This is a genomic window from Streptomyces sp. NPDC098789, assembly GCF_044759975.1.
Lineage (GTDB): Bacteria > Actinomycetota > Actinomycetes > Streptomycetales > Streptomycetaceae > Streptomyces.
This window is the reverse complement of sequence record NZ_JBIWAJ010000034.1, coordinates 24,255-41,383: the sequence shown is the minus strand read 5'-3', so window position 1 is coordinate 41,383 and position 17,129 is coordinate 24,255. Positions and strand designations below refer to the sequence as shown.

13 protein-coding genes and 1 pseudogene are annotated in these 17,129 nt (G+C 72.8%); 6 read left to right on the top strand and 8 right to left on the bottom strand.

Features of this window, described 5'->3' with window-relative positions:
• The first annotated feature begins 34 nt into the window (after positions 1–34).
• Positions 35–2,875 (top strand): tetratricopeptide repeat protein, encoded by a 2,841-nt coding sequence (locus ACIQWR_RS39585; RefSeq protein ID WP_404020416.1) that lies wholly within the window; start codon positions 35–37, stop codon positions 2,873–2,875.
• Between the two features lie 125 nt (positions 2,876–3,000).
• Here the strand turns inward: ACIQWR_RS39585 and ACIQWR_RS39580 are convergent.
• The 3 genes and pseudogenes from ACIQWR_RS39580 to ACIQWR_RS39570 all read right to left on the bottom strand — a co-directional run.
• Positions 3,001–3,172 (bottom strand): annotated as a pseudogene (locus ACIQWR_RS39580) (MerR family DNA-binding transcriptional regulator); the annotation flags it as partial.
• 258 nt (positions 3,173–3,430) lie between these two features.
• Positions 3,431–4,459: a hypothetical protein gene (locus ACIQWR_RS39575; RefSeq protein ID WP_404020413.1), complete on the bottom strand. Its 1,029-nt coding sequence runs from the start codon at positions 4,457–4,459 to the stop codon at positions 3,431–3,433.
• A gap of 639 nt (positions 4,460–5,098) precedes the next feature.
• On the bottom strand, positions 5,099–5,404 hold the full coding sequence (locus tag ACIQWR_RS39570) for a hypothetical protein (RefSeq protein ID WP_404020412.1): 306 nt from the start codon (positions 5,402–5,404) through the stop codon (positions 5,099–5,101).
• A gap of 346 nt (positions 5,405–5,750) precedes the next feature.
• On the opposite strand from ACIQWR_RS39570, the gene ACIQWR_RS39565 reads away from it, so the two are divergent.
• Positions 5,751–6,407, top strand: coding sequence for a response regulator (locus tag ACIQWR_RS39565; RefSeq protein ID WP_404020485.1), 657 nt, complete (start codon positions 5,751–5,753; stop codon positions 6,405–6,407).
• Positions 6,404–7,552, top strand: a complete 1,149-nt coding sequence (locus tag ACIQWR_RS39560) for a sensor histidine kinase (RefSeq protein ID WP_404020409.1) — start codon at positions 6,404–6,406, stop codon at positions 7,550–7,552. The genes ACIQWR_RS39565 and ACIQWR_RS39560 overlap by 4 nt, the downstream gene beginning before the upstream one ends.
• 29 nt (positions 7,553–7,581) lie before the next feature.
• Here the strand turns inward: ACIQWR_RS39560 and ACIQWR_RS39555 are convergent, their stop codons facing one another.
• Positions 7,582–8,415: a serine hydrolase domain-containing protein gene (locus tag ACIQWR_RS39555; protein ID WP_404020406.1), complete on the bottom strand. Its 834-nt coding sequence runs from the start codon at positions 8,413–8,415 to the stop codon at positions 7,582–7,584.
• A 370-nt stretch (positions 8,416–8,785) separates the two neighbouring features.
• Between ACIQWR_RS39555 and ACIQWR_RS39550 the strand changes: the two genes are divergently transcribed.
• Positions 8,786–9,586, top strand: coding sequence for a hypothetical protein (locus ACIQWR_RS39550; protein ID WP_404020403.1), 801 nt, complete (start codon positions 8,786–8,788; stop codon positions 9,584–9,586).
• A 4-nt stretch (positions 9,587–9,590) separates the two neighbouring features.
• Here the strand turns inward: ACIQWR_RS39550 and ACIQWR_RS39545 are convergent, their stop codons facing one another.
• Complete coding sequence (locus ACIQWR_RS39545; RefSeq protein ID WP_404020400.1) at positions 9,591–10,316, bottom strand: peptidylprolyl isomerase; 726 nt, start codon at positions 10,314–10,316, stop codon at positions 9,591–9,593.
• A gap of 253 nt (positions 10,317–10,569) precedes the next feature.
• Between ACIQWR_RS39545 and ACIQWR_RS39540 the strand changes: the two genes are divergently transcribed.
• Positions 10,570–11,454, top strand: coding sequence for a methyltransferase domain-containing protein (locus tag ACIQWR_RS39540; protein ID WP_404020397.1), 885 nt, complete (start codon positions 10,570–10,572; stop codon positions 11,452–11,454).
• Between the two features lie 1,145 nt (positions 11,455–12,599).
• On the opposite strand, the gene ACIQWR_RS39535 is transcribed toward ACIQWR_RS39540, so the two are convergent.
• Positions 12,600–13,412: a DUF6042 family protein gene (locus ACIQWR_RS39535; RefSeq protein ID WP_404020394.1), complete on the bottom strand. Its 813-nt coding sequence runs from the start codon at positions 13,410–13,412 to the stop codon at positions 12,600–12,602.
• Positions 13,413–13,541: 129 nt separating this feature from the next.
• Between ACIQWR_RS39535 and ACIQWR_RS39530 the strand changes: the two genes are divergently transcribed.
• Complete coding sequence (locus ACIQWR_RS39530) at positions 13,542–15,206, top strand: protein kinase (RefSeq protein WP_404020392.1); 1,665 nt, start codon at positions 13,542–13,544, stop codon at positions 15,204–15,206.
• A 19-nt stretch (positions 15,207–15,225) separates the two neighbouring features.
• Here ACIQWR_RS39530 and ACIQWR_RS39525 read toward each other — a convergent pair whose 3' ends face one another.
• Positions 15,226–16,194 carry an ABC transporter permease subunit gene (locus ACIQWR_RS39525; protein ID WP_404020482.1) on the bottom strand — a complete coding sequence of 323 codons (969 nt, stop codon included), beginning with the start codon at positions 16,192–16,194 and terminating at the stop codon, positions 15,226–15,228.
• Positions 16,194–17,033, bottom strand: coding sequence for an ABC transporter ATP-binding protein (locus ACIQWR_RS39520; protein WP_404020389.1), 840 nt, complete (start codon positions 17,031–17,033; stop codon positions 16,194–16,196). Before ACIQWR_RS39520 ends, ACIQWR_RS39525 begins: the two co-directional genes overlap by 1 nt.
• Positions 17,034–17,129 lie beyond the last annotated feature (96 nt).

The window sequence follows — 17,129 nt, the reverse complement described above, 5'->3', positions numbered from 1 at the left end:
CTGAACAGTGGCGTGCACTCCGGTCGGGGGAACCATGAGCACCGCAGATGAGGAACAACCCGCCGCCGACGGGCGTGGGGAGGCCCTGTCCCGGTTACAGGCTCGGTTCGCGGACGCGTTGGCGTCGACGGGCCAGTCGGTGACCTGGCTGGCGGGGCAGGCCAAGCTGGGGCGTACGGTGGTGAGCGGAGCCCTGAACATGCCGACCGTCCCGAGCGCGCGGACCGTGGCCGCGATGGCGCGGGTACTACGGCTCGATGAGAAGGAGCTGCTGGAGCTGCGGCGGCAGGCGAAGGGAGCCGGGGAGGGCGAGGAGCGCGGGTCCGGCGGGCCGGTTCCGGTCGTTGGGGCCTCGTCGGGCAGGGCTTCGGCGGGTGACGCGGGTCAAGTGGTGCGGCAGCCGGGCCTGTTGGTGGGGGCGCCGCCGCTGGCGGCATCGGCGTTCCAGCCGCGCGAGGAGCTCCGGGAGCGGATCGACGCGGCTCGGGCCGGGGGCTCGGTGGTGTTGACGCAGGCCAGGCGGGCGTCGGCGGGGGTGCTGTCGGGGATGGGCGGGGTCGGCAAGTCCCAGCTCGCCGCGCAGTACGCCCACCAGGCCGTGGCCGAGGGGACCGGGCTGGTGGTGTGGGTCCCGGCCGGCGGGAGCGCGCAGGTCATCACCCTCTACGCGCAGGCCGCCGTGCGGGTCGGGGCACTCGGTGCGAGCGGGGAGGATCCCGAGCAGGACGCGCGGGCGTTCCTGGAGTGGCTGGCCACCACCGAGCGGTCCTGGCTCGTGGTGCTGGACGACGTCAGCGACCCGGGCGTCGTCGGCCCGTGGTGGCCACCGGCCCGTCCCGGCACCGGATGGACCATGGCCACGACCCGCCTGCACGACCCGCGCCTGACCGGGGGCGGCCGCACCCGCATCGAGATCGACGTCTACACCCCCCGGGAGGCCGTCGACTACCTCCAGGATCGGGTCACCGGTGACGGTGGAGGGCACCTTCTGGACGGGCGGGAGGTCGAGGTCGCCCGCGTGCTCGGCCACCTCCCGCTCGCGCTGGGCCACGCGGCCGCCTACCTCCTCGCCGAGGAACTCACCTGCGCCGACTACCTGGCCCGCCTGGCCGACAAGGCGCTGCGGCTGGATGACGTCCTCCCGGAGTGGGCGGACACCGAGGGCTATCAACGGCAGGTCACCGCCGCCCTGCTCCTCTCCCTGGACGCAGCCGAACAGGCGGGCCCCAAGGGCGTCATCACACCCCTCGTGCGGCTGCTCTCGCTCCTCGACCCGGACGGCCACCCCGAAGCTCTCTGGACCACCGCATCCGTCGCCGCGTTCCTCACCACGGCCCGGGACGAGGGCGCCGAGCCCGTTGTCACCACGGGCGAGGTGGTGCACGCGCTGCGAGTCCTCCGCCGGTACGCACTGATCACTACCGACCCGCACACCCCGCACCGTCAGATCCGCATGCACGCCCTCACCGCCCGTGCCATCCGCGAAACCACCCCCGCCAGCCGGCAACCCGGCCTCGCCGCCACTGTCGCCGACGCACTGGGGTCGATCTGGCCACCCACCGATCTACCGCGGGAGCTCGCACAAGCACTGCGGGCCAACACCACCATGCTGCGCCAGTACGCCGAAGAACAGCTCTGGCGGGACGGCGTCCACCCGGTGATCGTCCTCAACGGGCTCAGCCTCAGAGCCGGCGGCCTGCACCATGACGCGCACAGCTACTGGGCCTCGATCACGGAGCGGGCCGTGCGAGCCCTCGGGTCGGACCACCCCGACACCATCACCGCCCGCGCGAACCTCGCCGCCGCCTACCGCAACCTCGGCCGCCACCACGACGCACTCACCGTCCAAGAAGCCGTCCACAGCGACCTCGAACGCCTCCTCGGGCACGAGGACCCCGATACCCTCCGCGCCCGCGCCAACCTCGCCGTCACCTACCACCAGCTCGGCCGCCACCACGACGCACTCGCCCTCCAAGAAGCCGTCCTCACCGACTGCGAACGCCTCCTGGAGCCCGACCACACCGACACCATCCACGCCCGCGCCAACCTCGCCGACACCTACCGCAACCTCGGGCGCCACCACGACGCGCTCATCCTCGAAGAAGCCGTCCACAGCGACTTCGAACGCCTCTCCGGGCACGAGCACACCGATACCCTCCACGCCCGCGCCAACCTCGCCGCCACCTACGGCAGACTCGGCCGCCACCACGACGCGCTCACCCTCCAACAGGCCGTCCACGCCGTCCGCGAACGCCTCCTCGGACCCGACCACCCCACCACCCTCCACGCCCGCGCCAACCTCGCCGTCACCCACGGCAGACTCGGCCACCACCACGACGCACTCACCCTCCAACAGGCCGTCCTCACCGACTCCGAGCGTGTCCTCGGACCCGACCACCCCCACACCATCACCGCCCGCGCCAACCTCGCCGTCACCCACAGCGAACTCGGGCGCCACCACGACGCACTCACCCTCCTCGAAGCCGTACACGCCGGCTCCGAACGCATCCTCGGGCCCGACCACCCCGACACCCTCCACGCCCGCGCCAACCTCGCCGCCACCTACCACCAGCTCGGACGCCACCACGTTGCGCTCAACCTCCTCGAAGCCGTACACGCCGGCTCCGAACGCATCCTCGGGCCCGACCACCCCGACACCCTCCACGCCCGCGCCAACCTCGCCGTCACCTACCACCAGCTCGGGCGCCACCACGACGCGCTCAGCCTCATGGAGGCGGTGCACACCGACTACAAACGCATCCTCGGGCCCGACCACCCCAGCACCGTCAGCGCCCGCGGCAACCTCGCCGCCGCCTACCACCAGCTCGGACGGCACCACGACGCTGCCCGTCTGGGGAACGAGCCGGCTCCATAACACCGGTGCGGACGACGTGCAGGTCCTCGCTCTCGGCGCCGACGCCGGTCAGCAGGTCCGTGGGTCCGTGGGTCCGTGTCGCCGTCCTGATCGGGCGAGTGAAGCAGTTCGATGACACGTTCCTGGGAGACGCTCGCATCGGCCATCCTGCGGATCCACAGCAGGGCGGATCATGTCGTCGTATCCGTAGCGGCGGCGGTCGTCGCTGCCGCGTTCCGGTTCGGGGAGGAGCCCGATGGCGTGGTAGTGGCGGATGGCGCGTGGTGTCGTCCCGGCGAACGCGGCGGCATCTCCGATCGTGACCCGGCGGCTTTGTCGCCGGGAGCCAGCAACGTTTGTCGGTGCGCCGTGGGAACGGCCTGACGGGGCAGGAGATGTGTGTTCGAGTTCTGGAAGCGCGCCGGTAGTTGCTCGAAGCCCTTCTCGTGTGCTGGTTAACTCGGAACAGACGATGACCTGGTCGGCCAGGTGCCAACTGTCCGGTACGCCCCGATATTCTGCCGCCGGCTCAGGGGTCGGCCTCCGGGCGTCCTCGTGCGGTGGTTCGTGCGGCAGCTACTGGATGCTTTTGAGGTGTGGATGTCCCGGGTCGGCGGGGCAGGAGAAGACGTTCAGCTTGCCCCAGCGGCCGACCGCGACCCCGGTGTCTGTCCCGCCCCTGCGGACGGCCGGGTCCCGTTCCTCCAGCGGCATCCAGCTAGCGTTGCCGGCATCCCACTCCGAGCTGTCGATGGTCAGCAGCAGTTCCATCGGGGTGGCGCAGGCCGGGCAGTCCGTGGCGGCGGCGTCGGTCAAGTTCCAGGAGGCGTAGCCCCCGGCGCGCCAGCCGGGCGGGATAGACAGGTCGAACTGGTAGGTCGGCCAGTCCTCCTCCGCGTCCGCTTCCTCGGCCTGCTCTTCGAGGGCCTCTTCCCTGGCCTCGATCCGGGCGCACAGTTCTTCGGGCAGCAGCCCGGCGAAGGGGTACGTGACCACCTGCTCGGGGTGCAGCACGCACGGCTCGGGTACGTAGCCCTCGAAGCCCACGACCTCCGGCACGGGCGGCTGCGCCATCACCTCGACGACCTCCCACGACCTGCGCCAGCGCAGGTCCAGGAGCATGCCGGTCCGGTTCTCGCCGTGCGCGTCGAAGGGGCACCAGAACACCTGGAGCAGATCACAGTCCTGCGGCCCCGCAAGCAGGTCGGGCACGTCCCGGCGGTACAGCTGGGCCAGACCGATCATCGGAAGCGGATCCGTCTCCTCGCCCCCTCCCGCCGCCCGGTACCTGCGCCTGAGCTCCTCCAGGAGCCGACGCTCCTCGTCCGTGAGGCCGGAGGCCGGGTGCCGGGCCCACGCGGCGGCCGACAGCTGACGCTCCCGGTGGATGTCCGCGGGGCGCCGGCCGCGCCGATGGGGGTGCGGATCGGTGCACACCGGCCACGGCTCGTCCGCCGGCCAGAGCATCGGTCCGCCCACGGAACTCACCGACGCGTCGGGGCTGCCCGGCCGCGGGTGCAGCCGGGTGGTCGTGCCGCGGTGGGCGGCGAGCCCGGGAAAGAGCACCTCGACGTCGAGCGGGCGCGGTGGCGTGGTCCTCGTCATGATCCCGAACCCTAAGGCCTCGGCCGTCCCGGCCCTCAGCCGACCGGGCGTCGGGCCTACGGGTCCGGCCCCGATGATGCTCTGCTCGGTGCCGGACAACAGGGAGATGTTCCTACTTCTCAACGACATCCGGGATATCAGCGACCCCAGAACGTTCCTGAACGCCGCAAACAACCGCTTCCGGATATGACCTACGCAGCCAACCAGGCGGGGGAAAGCAGGAAGGGGCATGCGGGTACCTCTCGATGTCGTGCTCGCCGCCTACTGGACCACATGCCGCTACGTCACGTGCAAACCCCTTGTCGTGGGCGCACCCTCGCACCGGCGGCCTGTAGCCCTGCCTCCATCGGCGCCCCGACGGCCTCACCGGACATTCGCTGGCTCGGCACCGGCTCGGCACCGGCTCGGTGCTGGTCGGGCAGGGGTCAACCGTCCGGTCGGCCGGGGGATTCCATCCACACGGGGGGCTCCGCGGGCGTTGTAGAGAGCGATGATGATCTTGCAGGTGGGAGGGCTCCCGAGGTGCGGGGGGTGCCGGCCGAGGTCTCGGGGGTCGCTTGCCGGCCGGTGTCAGGAGTAGTCGGCGCAGATGCCGGACCCCTGGTGTGGCCTGGAGTCTCCGTGACCGAGCGTCAGCGTTCAAGGGTGGGTGTGGTGCCAGGTTCCGGCCCAATGGGCGAGGAGCCTCGTGTCCGGCCTGCCGTCGTGGTCGAGGGGCAGTCGGTGCAGGGCGTAACAGAGGTCCGGGCAGGTCCCCGCGGGCAGGGTCCGTCTCAGGAGTTCCAGGACGGCGTGGGGCTCGGGCCAGTCCGTGGTGCCGACGTAGAAGACGACAAGGGTGTGCTGTTCCCCGTCGGGAGCGGGCACCACCGCGCTCCGAGTGATCTGCGGGTGGTGGTCGAGGACGGCCTGGATCTCGTCGACCTCCGCCGTGGAGGAGGTCACCGGCGGGGTCGGGGTACCTACGCTGCATTTCTTCATTTCCTCGGCTCCACGGGCGAACGGCTGCGGGGGGAGGGGCTGTCGGCTCCTGCCGTGCCGTACCGCATGATCCTGCGCCGGGGCGCGGGCGACGGGAACCCGCCGACCGGCCGGAGCGGTCGGCCGTCCGGCCGGGGTCGGGCCGTCCGGACGGCTGCCGTCACTGCTGCTGCTGATCGGATCCGGCCGCCGCGGGCGGGCCCGACACCAGGGAAACGGAGTGCGATAATCCGACTCTTTCCGGTGGTTTGTGCGTCCTGCTGGGGACGCGGGAGCAGAGGAGCGAAACGACATGATGGGGGGAGCCGGCATGATCCGGGTGCTGGTGGTGGACGACGAGGCGCTGGTGCGGTCGGGGTTGACATTGATCCTGAACGCGGCTGATGACATCGAGGTGGTCGGTGCGGTCGGGGGTCGGGACGCCGTCCGGGCCGTGGCCGAGCTGGGGCCCGATGTGGTGCTGCTGGACATCCGGATGCCCGATGTCGACGGGCTGAGCGTTCTGCGCGCCGTGATGGAGCGGGCGGACCCGCCGGTCGTCGCGATGCTGACGACGTTCGAGGCGGACGAGTACGTCGCGGCGGCCCTGCGGACGGGGGCCCTTGGCTACCTGGTCAAGGACACGGACCCCGAGGTCCTCCCGGGCCTGGTCCGTCGTCTGGTGGCCGGCCATCCCGTCCTCGCACCGCGCGTCGCCTCCCACGTCGTCGCCGGCTACCTCAGCCATCGGGCGGTACGGGACGTCGCCACGCAGGGGTTGGACCGGATGAGCAGCCGCGAGCGGGACGTCCTGCTGCTGCTCTCCGAGGGCCTTTCCAACGCCGACATCGGGCGCCGGCTGCACCTGAGCATGGGAACCGTCAAGGAGCACGTCGGCTCCCTGCTGGCCAAGCTCGACGTCCGCAACCGAGTCCAGGCCGCCTTGTGGGCGCAGCGCGCCGGCCTGCTCGACCGGAGCGGCCCGTGAGCGTCGTCGACACGGCCGTGCGACCCGCCCGCCGTTTCCGTTCGCCCCTCGCGATCGACATCGGGTTCAGCGTGCTCGCGTTCCTCGACATCGCCGCCTTGGACATCCAGTACCTCTGGCCGGACCTCGCCGTGGCGTCGGCGGCGGCCGTGGCCCTGCTGGTCCGCAGACGGTGGCCGGTGGTCGTGTTCGCCCTCGCCCTGAACAGCGTGCTGTTCACGGAGAACGTGTTACCCGCCCTGGTCTGCCTGTTCACCCTGGCGGAGCTCCACCGCAGCCGCTCGGCGCTGGCGATGTGCGGCATGTCGTACGCGATCTGCGCCAACGTGCCGAAGGTCGACGGCTTCGCCGAGGTCCGCACCCTGGCGGAGTTCGGGGTGGAACTCGGGTACTCCCTCGTGACGGCCGCAGCGGTCGCCGCCAGCGGGCGGCTGCTCCAGACCCGCCGCGCCCTCGCCCGCCACGTGGACGAACTCCACGCCTCCGAGCACGAACGCCGCGAGCTGCACGCCCGGACGGTCCTGGCCGGGGAACGCGCCCGACTGGCACGGGAGATGCACGACGTGGTCTCCCACCAGGTCAGTCTCATCGCGGTGTGCGCCGGAGCCCTGCAGGTGTCCGCCGACGAGCCGGAGACAAGGGAAGCCGCCCGGACCATCCGCACCCTGAGCGCCGCCACCATGGACGAGTTGCGGCAGATGGTCGCCCTCCTGCGCACTCCTGGGGCCCACGATGCGGAGCTGTCTCCGTACTCCAGCCAGCAGCATCTCGACGAGCTGATCGCCCTTAGCCGACTCGACGCCCGTCTGGTGGGTGACGTGCCCGAGGATGCGGGTCCCGCGGTCCGCCACGCGGTCTACCGGACGGTGCAGGAGGCGTTGACCAACGTCCGCAAGCACGCGCCCGGGTCCATCGTCGAGATCGTGCTCGACCTCTCGGGTACGGGGCTCGTGGTGACCGTCACGAACACCGCCGCCCGACTGCCCCAGCTCGTACCGGCCGCGCTGCCCGTGCTGCCCGGATCAGGGCTGGGGCTGGTCGGCCTGCGGGAGCGGGCCGAGGCCCTCGGCGGCGCCTTCGACCACGGTGCCGTGGTCGAAGGCGGATATCGCCTCCGGGCCCGGTTCCCCGAACGCACGCTCTGAGCACGGCAGACCCTCCGGTCCCCGTGCGGTCAGGGTCGGCCCCCGGCGAGGTGGCCGGCGGCGATGTTCTCGGCCGCCCGCGGCGTGCCGCCCAGGCGGTGGACCAGGATCCAGTCGCCGCCCGGGCGCGCGGCGGCGAACACGCATGCTCCGCGGGTGTGTCCGTTGTGCCAGGCGACATCGCCCGCACGTTGCCAGGTGGGCGCCAGCTCGCCGAGAGCGCCTTCGACCACGGTCTTGGTGAGCAGGCGGGCCGCGGCCTCGCAGGTGGCCCATAGTCCGCCCGCGGGGAGGATGGCTCCGTTCATGGTCCACGGCCGGCGCGGGCGTCCCAGGATGCCGCGGGCGAGGAGGCGGGCGCCGGGCGGCGGGTCCGCGCTCATGCCGTCGACACCGAGCGGCTCCAGCACGTGGTCGCGGATCAGCTCTTCGTACGGGGCGGCGCAGGCGGCTTCCAACGCCGCGCCGAGGACGGCGTACCCGAGGTTGGAGTAGGCGCGGGCGGCTCCCGGCGGGGAATCGACCAGCCGGTCGGCGTCGTGCAAGAGGGTGTCCAGGGCTGCCCGGTCGAAGTGTCGGTAGGGGTCCCCGCGGCCCGTGCCGGGTGGCAACCGGGGCAGACCCGAGGTGTGCTCGGCCAGGTGGCGCAGGGTCATGCCGCTGTGGGACGTCCGGGGCAACCAGCGGCGGACGGGGTCGTCGAGGCCGAGGATTCCGGCTGCTGCCAGGCGCATGAGGGCGGTGCCGGTGACGACCTTGGTCAGTGAGCCGATCTGGACGTGGCGGGTGGGGTCGTGGCCGTGTGCGCTCACGGTGGCGGCTCCGCTCGCCAGTACCACCATGGGGGTGGGGAGCATCGGCATCAGGCCATCCTCATCTTGTGGTTCCCATGACCGGAAACGTTCCGACGAAGATCATTTTTGTCGGGCCGCCGACGCCGGGACACCCATCGACCGACCGCTCCGGACCACCCGGTCGGCAGGAGTCACCCCCCGCCGACCGGGCAGGCCGATGCACCGCGGCCAGGCCGCCCAGGGACGCCCGGACGAACTCCGGCCGCATCAGGCGAAGGGGGCAGCAGCGGGGGGAGTGCGCCGCTCAATGGCTCATGGCGCGTACTCCGTGCGGGGGCGAGTGAACGATTCCGCTGTTCGAGTCGGGCCGCGGTCGCGGCAGGATCACGGCGCGCTCGCAGCACCGGACGTCCCCGCCCGCCCTTGGAGGTGCGCCCCTGTGGTCCTCTTCGTCATCGTCGCCGTTCTCGCCCTGCTCGCGGGACTCGCGGCCAACCGATTCCTGCGGCCCCGGCTGCTCAGCGAGGACGACGACAGCGGCATGGCCGTCAAGGACCTCGTCGGCCCGCTGCTCACCCTCACCGTCCTGCTCCTGGCCTTCGTACTGGTCACCGCCAACGGCTCCTACGGCAAGGCCGAGGTCTCCTCCCGCGGCGAAGCCCGCGCCCTGGACCAGCTCGTGGAGACCGCCGAGTACGCGCCCGAGACCCAGCGGGCACAGATCCAGTCCGCCGCCGTCTGCTACGCCCGCGCCGTGCGCACCCAGGAATGGCCCGCCATGGCCGACGGCAACGGCTCCGCGGCGCCCAGCGTGTGGTCCACCGACTTCCGGCAGACCTTCCGCTCCCTGGAGGGCAAGTCGGTCTTCGGCATGCTGATCGCCGCCGACAACAAGCGCTCCGAGGAACGCGAGGAACGCCTCACCCAGGCGACCGCGAGCATCCCGGGCGTCATCCTCTGGTTCCTCCTCGCCACCCTCGTCATCACCGTGATCGCCCTGGGCGTCTGCATTCCCCGCAGGAACCGCCGCGGGCAGCTGATCACCCTCACCGTGATCACCGCCCTGCTCACGACCACGCTGTGCATCATCCGCGACGTCGACCGGCCCTTCAGCGGCGTCATCAAGGTCCAGCCGACCGCCATCGCCGAGATCGAACGCCAGGCCACCCGCGACTTCCTCGCCCACCACACGGCCGCCGACCTGCCCTGCGACTCCGACGGCGACCGGCGGGCCGCCTGACCGATCAGTGCCGGTCGGACGGCCGGACGCAGCGCAGCTCGGTCCGCAGCACGGGGGCGCCGTCGACCGGTGCGGGGTTCTCCGCGGTCGGCTGGATCCCTCCGGCGGCGACCTTGTCGAGCGTCGCCAGGCCGTCGGGGCCGACCGTGCCGAACACCGTGTAGTTCGGTCGCAGTGCGGAGTCGCCGTAGACGACGAAGAACTGTGAACCGTTCGTGTTCGGGCCGGCGTTGGCCATCGCCAGCAGGCCGCGCCCGTAGAGGCGGCGCGCGCCGGTCGGATCGGTGGGTGCGGGCGGCAGGTCCACCGGCAGCTCGTCCTTGTACTTGTAGCCGGGCCCGCCCTCACCGGTACCGGTCGGGTCGCCGCACTGCAGGACCTTCAGCGTCGGATACGCCGTCAGACGGTGGCACACCGTGCGGTCGTAGAAGCCGTGCCGTGCCAGGTGCAGGAAGCTCTGGACCGTGCACGGCGCCTTGGCCCGGTCCAGGTGCAGCGGGAGCGGGCCCTGGCTGGTCGCAGCGGCCACATCGACGACGCCGCGGCTGGGGGTGCGCCGGGGGTCGGGCGGCAGCGGAACGGGGCGCGCGGGCGGTTCGTCCGGGGTCTGCGCGTACTGGCACGGGCCGTGCGTGGTGCGCGGCGGAGCGCCGTCGGAAGCGGTGGCGGCACTTCCCCCGGACACGACTAACGCCACGGCCGCGAGTCCGCTGATCAGTGCTCGGTTCATCTTCCGCACTCTCCTGATGATCGCCAGGTCTTGGAGCGGTCGCAGTCTAGGGCGTGATGTGGTCGGCGGGAATGGGGCGACCGGCTGCCGCCGGGCAGCCCGCCGGGCGGGTGCGGCCCGTCGGTCCGGATCGGCGCGGGAGCAGCGCATCCTTCGGCGGCGTTGATCGTTTCCCAGGGCCGGAGATCGGGACGTGTCCGGGTGGGCAGTCGCCCCGGGCCCGGACCACGGTACGGATGATCGAGGACGGTTCATGGTGGATGAGGGTGTTCAGGTGCTGCGCGCACCGCAGCAGCGGATGGGGCATGGGACCGGGTACGTACACGGGTACTCACCGGAAGAAACGTCCCGCCTGACCTCGCAGGCCGATGCCCTGGCCCACACGGTCCACGCGGGGACGGCGTACCCCGCGGGGAGCCTGGTGTTGGAGGCGGGCTGCGGGTCGGGCGGGCAGAGCGTGCACCTGCTCAGGACGAGCCCGGGGGTGCGGCTCGTGGCCGTGGACCGCTCCGCGCGGTCGCTGGCCAGCGCACGGAGCCGGGTCCGCGACGAACCGGGAGCGGAGGAGGTCCACTGGTGCCAGGCGGACCTGGTGGCGCTGCCGTTTCCCGACGACACCTTCGACCACGTCTTCGTCAGCTTCGTCCTGGAGCACCAGAGCGATCCGCAGGTCATCCTCGCGCAGCTCCGGCGGGTCCTGCGGCCCGGCGGCAGCCTGACGGTGGTCGAGGGGGACAACGACTCGGTCGGCCTCCACCCCGACAGCCCGGATACCCGGTCGCTCATCGGGCAGTTGATCCTGCTCCAGGGGCTGGCCGGTGGGAACGGCCTGTTCGCGCGCCAGTTACAGCCCGCGCTCGCGGAAGCCGGCTTCACCCGGATCCAGGTCGAGCCCAGGACGGTGTACGCCGACGGCACCCGGCCCGACCTGGCACGTCACTTCATCCTGGACAGCTACCTGCCGATGGTCGCCGCCGTCCGCGGCGAAGCCCTCGCCGCCGGTCTGGGCACACCGCAACAGTGGGACCAGGGACTCGCCGACCTCCGGGCGACGGCCAGGGACGGCGGCACCTTCTACCTCACCTTCTTCAAGGCCCACGCCGTCAAACCAGCCGCGGGCCTTCCCCGGCAGACGTGACCCGACGTACCGACCGGCACCGGCGGCTCCGGCCGTCCGGAGCCAGTACGAGCGGGCCGCGATCGCCAGGGCGATGCCGTGGACGGCGAAGGCGACGATCCCGATCCAGGCGACCAGCAGCGCGTCGCCCGAGGAGTGGAAGTCGCCGGGCCGCATCGTCACCACGTCGGCCGTGGCCAGGGTCAGGTATCCGACCCCCACGACGCCGTAGGGGGCGAGCGTGGCGGCGCCGAGCAGAGCCGGGGCGAGCGGGAGCCAGCGCGGCACCCGTCGACCGCGCAGGTACGGAGTCCAGCGCGGGAAGACCTGCCCCCACGGGCGGACCAGGCCCCAGAGCAGGAAGACGCCGAGCACGGCCAGCAGCGCGGTGGGGTCCAGGCCCCAGGACTCCAGGGTGAGGAAGGTCCCCGAGGCGCCGTTGCGCTGCGAGAGCGCGAGCACCTCCTCACCGGTGATCCCGGCGAACGTACCGCCCGTTGCCCAGACCAGCTTCATCCCCGCGTACGGGACGAAGGCCAGCGTCCCTGCCAGGGAGCCGAGTTGGACGGGCAGCGGTGCGGTGGAGGGCTCTCGTACGGCGGTACCCGCGGGCAGCCGCTCGGAGCGGGCCGTGGCCGCGAGCAGAACCGCCCCGACCGCCGCCAGGGCCTTGTTCGCGGCGGCGGCCCCGCTGTCCACTCCCTGACCGAGCACCAGCGTGATCACGTCCATCAGCAGGCTGAACGCGATGGCCCCGGCCAGCCCGCACAGGACCCGGAGCAGCACCCGTAGCGCGGGCCTCGGCCCGTACCGCACCACCGCCACGCCGACCGAGGCCCCCAGCACCCCCACCGCCACCACCGCCCAACCCAGCACGGAGGCCGCCGAGTCGCCACCGCGGGGGAGCAAGGAAGTCCCGCTCAGCGCGCAGGCCAGGCCGAAGCCGGCGTACAGCACCGCCCACAGCGCCGTGGCCCGGGCCACCCAGCACGGCCATCGCCGCGACCAGGCCCGCCAAGCCCTCCAGAGCACCTTCGCCGTCCGTTCAGTACCGGTCATGCCCTGAAACCTCGCACCGACCGCGGCGAGGTGGCGTCGGCCGCCGGGACGATGCCCCTCCCCCGGCCGGGGGAGCCAACTCCGGCGCGGTGGGCGGGCGTTCGATGTCAGGCGTCGTCGGCGAGGCTCAGCTGGATCCTGTTCTCGTGGAAGTGGTCCCAGTCCATGACCAGGCGGAAGCGCTGGTGGGCCGCCAGTCGTTCCGCGTCGGCGAGCTCCTGCCCGCGGTGCACCTGGGCGTCGCCGGACAGCACGAGCTCCACGATCGCGAGGCGGACGTCGGCGGCGTCCAGACCGGTGCCGGCCGCCAGCCGGTCCAGGGAGGTGAGCACCTCCTGCGGTTCACCCAGATCGTCGATCAGGTGCGTGATGAAGTCGTTGACGAGCGGGCCGGTGCCCATCGTCCAGCGGATCGAGTCGAGCCGCTCGGTGAGTTCGGCGTCCAGGGTCAGCAGGTCGCCGGGCAGCGGCAGTACCGCGGGCATCGACCATCGGGTGCCGTCCGGCGTCTCCTCGCGGCTCGCCAGACCCCACGTCAGGTAGAGCTCGGACAGCTCCCGCACGGTGCCGGGCACCGGGAAGCCGGCGGCGGTGAGCAGGGCGCCGAAGCGCTTCCAGCGCTTCGCCTCGGAGGCCTCGCGCCCCTCGGGCGCCTCGTCGAAGTCCCACTCCTCGTCGGGCCAGGAGAACGTGAGCGGGCCGTCGAGGCCGTCGGCGAGCATGCGCCAGTGGCCTCCGAACACCTCCCGCAGGACGTCGTCCAGGGAACCGGTGAAGTCCGGCGGCTGGCACGCCGTCCCGATCAGCATCGTCAGCGGCAGGCCCTGACGGGGCAGGACGTGCTCCCAGCCCGAGGCCCACCAGTCGTTGTGCATGGCGATGTCCCGGCGCGGTCCGGGCACAGACGGGTTCACAGGCATCCGTGAGGTCCTCCTCGAAAGGCGGTCAGACGCTCGCATGGTATGCCCGTGGGTGGGACCGCCTTGCCCATGCGCGGGCATAACGCGAAGAGCCGGGCAGGGTGTCCGGCGCTGCCCTAGCCTTGCGCCATGAGCGCGGCAGGGGACGTGATCGGCGGACGGTTCGAGCTGGTGGATCGGCTCGGCAGCGGGGGGATGGGGACGGTCTGGCGGGCGCTGGACCGTGCGCTCCATCGTGAAGTGGCCGTGAAGGAAGTGCGGGCGGAGATCGGGCGGGACGATCCGGAACTGCGGCGGGTGCTGCGGGAGCGGGTGCTGCGCGAGGCGCGCGCCCAAGCCCGGATCAACCATCCGAACGTGGTCACCATCCACCACATCGTCGACGAGGGCGAGCACCCCTGGTTGGTGATGGAGCTGCTGCCCGGCCATTCCCTCGATCGGAGGCTGGAGCAGGGGCCGTTGTCGCCCGCCGAGGCCGCCCGGACCGGTCGCGAGGTGCTCGCCGGGCTGCGGGCCGCGCACGCGGTCGGCATCCGGCACCGGGACGTGAAGCCCGCCAACGTGCTGCTGCGGGTGGACGGTTCGGCCGTGCTCACCGACTTCGGCATCGCCGCGCTCCAGGACGCCGCCTCGCTCACGGTGACCGGGGAGGTCATCGGGACCCCCGAGTACCTGGCGCCCGAGCGGATCCGCGGCGCCGACCTGGCCGCCTCCGATCTGTGGTCGCTGGGCATGATGTTGTACGTGTGCGTGGAAGGCGTCAGTCCGATGCGCCGGGCCACCACCTTGGCCACCTTGGCCGCGGTCCTCGACGAGCCGGTTCCCCCGCCGCACCGGGCCGGTCCGCTGGCGTCCGTACTGGCCGAGCTGCTGGTCCGCGATCCGGCAGCGCGACCCTCCGCCGAGCGGCTGGACCGGCTGTTGGCCGTCGTCGTCGGGGGCGCGGGGAGTGCGGGGGACGCGGGCGGTGGCGTCGGGCCGGAGCCCACCCGGCTCGATCGGGCGCCCGCCCCACCTCCCGAGGTCTCCCCCGCGGCCGGGCGGCCGCCGTCCGTCGAGCGGTTCGGCCCGCCGCCGCCCACGCCCGTGCCCTTCCCGCCGTACGCGGCCACGCCCCACAGCGCGCTGCCGACCATCGGCCCGTTCAACGGTGGTGGCCCGCACGGGGCGCCGCCGTCCGGCGGAGCGGACCGTCGGCGCAAGGCCGCCCCGCTCACCGCGGCGGCCGCCGTGGTGGCCCTGGCGCTGCTCGGCTTCGGTGGGTACGCCCTGTTCGGGCCGGGCGCGGGCGACCGTACGGACGCCAAGGGCGCGGCCTCGCCGGCGGTTTCCGGGCGCTCCGCGGGTCCGGGCTCCGCTCCCGCCGTCACCTCCAGCGCGCCCGCGGCGACGAAGAGCGCGCCGCGGGCGACCGAGAGCGCCCCGGCGGCCGTCGTGCCCGATGGTGACGGGCCGGCTCCCGGCGCCGGCCGCTGGATCGCCCAGCTCTATTCCGAGCCGGAGAGCACCGGCATCGCCGTACGCGACCAGCGGCTGGCGGCGATCCGCGTCACGGTCCCCGAGGCCCGGTTGCTGCGCAGCCGGGAATACGCCTCGCTCAATCCCGGGTACTGGGTGGTCTACGCCCCCGGGCCCTTCACCGACGGCGGGGCGGCCGTCACCTTCTGCGCGGCCAAGGGCCGGACCACCGCCAACGAGTGCATCGGCCGCTACCTCAGTGACGACGCGGGCGATCACGGGTACCAGTGCACCCCGCCGGCCTCCTCCCCCGGCGGCCGCTGCCGACGTTCCTGACCGCGCGCTCGACCTCCGCTCAGGTGAGTCGGCGGCGGGTCCACCAGTGGCAGAAGAGGGCCAGGGCCGCCGCGGCCGTGAGGCAGAGGGCCGTTTCCGTCCACTGGAGCGGCCACAGGTGGGCGCTCGGGTGGTACTCGGCCCAGCGGCCGGTGGCGCCGTGTGCGGTGAGGCATTGTGCCTCGTCCGTGGCGGTGAAGCAGTCCGGGAGGTCCGCCATGCGCCGGCCGCCGGCGGAGAGCAGTCCTCCGTCGAGGTGCCAGGCTCCGGCCGGTGCGGGGTCGCCGTCCAGGTCGTGCACGCGCCCCTCCGCTACGGGCCACAGGGCGCCGCGCCCCTGTTCCAGGGCGAACAGGACCACGGCGCCGACCGCCACCGTCGCGCCCATCGCCCCGACCGTACGGCGGACCAGCAGGCTCAGGGTGATGCCGATGAGCAGCATCAGCACGGCCTTCGCCGTGGCGGCGGGGCCGATGGCGTCGTACGGCATCGGGCCGTACCAGGGGAACGTGCTGCCGAGCGGGGCGGCGACGGTGTGCCACCACCAGGTCGCCGCGGCGGTGATCAGCCCGCTGAAGAGGACGGTGAGGGTCACCGGCACGGCGAGCTTCGCCAGGAACCAGCGCGTGCGCGTCACGGACTGGGCCAGCGCGGTGCGGTGGGTGCCGCTCTCCCACTCCTGGGCGAACAGCGGCCCGCCGAGGAACAGGCCGAAGAGCAGCGGGAGCAGCAGCAGGCACTGGAGGGCGGTGCGCAGCGGGTACTGGTGCTGCTGTTGGAAGGCGACCAGGGCGTCCGTGCAGCGCCGGGAGTGCTCGGCGGCGGCTCCCGTGCAGCCGTCGAGGCGGGGGAGGTCCGCGCGGGCGGCGAGGGCGCCGTACGCGAGGTAGCCCCCGACGAGGGCCGTCGTCGCGAGGAGGGCCCACAGGGCGGTCCGGTGCTGGCGCCACACCAGCCAGCTCACGCCGCGCACGCCGATCACGCCCATCACGCCGCTTCCCGGGCGGGTGCGGGGCGGGCGGCGGCCGTCGTCACGGACGGCAGGTGGGGGTCGCGCAGGTAGGTCATGACGAGCTGTTCCAGTGAGGGTGCGGGGTCGGCGCCGCCGGGGTGGTGGACGGCGCGGAGTTCTTCGATGTCGCCGGCGAGGCGGACCTTGCCGGAATCGAGGACGACCAGGAAGTCGCAGGTGCCCTCCAGCTCGGCGAGGACGTGCGAGGAGAGCAGGACGGTCGTGCCGTGCACGGCCGCCTCGGTGACCAGGAGCCGGGCCATCTCGTGGCGCACCAGCGGGTCGAGGTCGGCCATGGGCTCGTCGAGCATCAGCAGCCGGGGGCGTTTGCCGAAGGCGAGGGCGAGGGCCACCCGGGTGCGCTGGCCGCCGGAGAGCGAGCCGATCCGGGCCCGGTGCGCGATGTTGCCGCCGGCGATGACGCGCTCGGCGGTCGCCGGGTCCCAGTCGGGGTTCATCTCCCTACCCATGCGCAGGATCTCCGAGACCCGAAAGCCCCGGTAGAGCGGTTTGTCCTGGCTGAGCAGGGCCGTGGCGCGGCGTGCGGCCGGGGCCCGCGGCGGGGCGCCGAAGACGCTGATCGTGCCTTCGGTGGGGGTGAGGAGGTCGGCGGCCAGGGACAGCAGGGTGCTCTTGCCCGCGCCGTTGGGTCCGACGAGGGCGCAGCGCCGGCCGGCCGGGATCTGGAAGTCACAGTCCTTCAGGGCCCAGCCCCGCCGGTAGCGGCGGCCGAGCCCGGCGGCCCGTAGCGCGGGGAGGGCGCCGGGTCCCAGGGGGTCGGGTCCACCGGTCGGCGGCTTCGGTTCGGTGTTCATGCCCCGACGCTAGGCAGGCTGCCGGGGGCCGGGCATCGGAGCAAGGTCGGTGGCCGGCGGGACCTTGGGAGGGGGCGCGGGCGGGCCACGGTGACC

Bases quoted from the DNA above. Each gene is read 5' to 3' on its own strand.
- ACIQWR_RS39585 (WP_404020416.1), top strand. From the start codon at position 35: ATGAGCACCGCAGATGAGGAACAACCCGCCGCCGACGGGCGTGGGGAG.
- ACIQWR_RS39575 (WP_404020413.1), bottom strand. From the start codon at position 4,459: ATGACGAGGACCACGCCACCGCGCCCGCTCGACGTCGAGGTGCTCTTT.
- ACIQWR_RS39565 (WP_404020485.1), top strand. From the start codon at position 5,751: ATGATCCGGGTGCTGGTGGTGGACGACGAGGCGCTGGTGCGGTCGGGG.
- ACIQWR_RS39555 (WP_404020406.1), bottom strand. From the start codon at position 8,415: ATGCCGATGCTCCCCACCCCCATGGTGGTACTGGCGAGCGGAGCCGCC.
- ACIQWR_RS39545 (WP_404020400.1), bottom strand. From the start codon at position 10,316: ATGAACCGAGCACTGATCAGCGGACTCGCGGCCGTGGCGTTAGTCGTG.
- ACIQWR_RS39540 (WP_404020397.1), top strand. From the start codon at position 10,570: ATGGTGGATGAGGGTGTTCAGGTGCTGCGCGCACCGCAGCAGCGGATG.
- ACIQWR_RS39535 (WP_404020394.1), bottom strand. From the start codon at position 13,412: ATGCCTGTGAACCCGTCTGTGCCCGGACCGCGCCGGGACATCGCCATG.
- ACIQWR_RS39530 (WP_404020392.1), top strand. From the start codon at position 13,542: ATGAGCGCGGCAGGGGACGTGATCGGCGGACGGTTCGAGCTGGTGGAT.
- ACIQWR_RS39525 (WP_404020482.1), bottom strand. From the start codon at position 16,194: ATGGGCGTGATCGGCGTGCGCGGCGTGAGCTGGCTGGTGTGGCGCCAG.
- ACIQWR_RS39520 (WP_404020389.1), bottom strand. From the start codon at position 17,033: ATGAACACCGAACCGAAGCCGCCGACCGGTGGACCCGACCCCCTGGGA.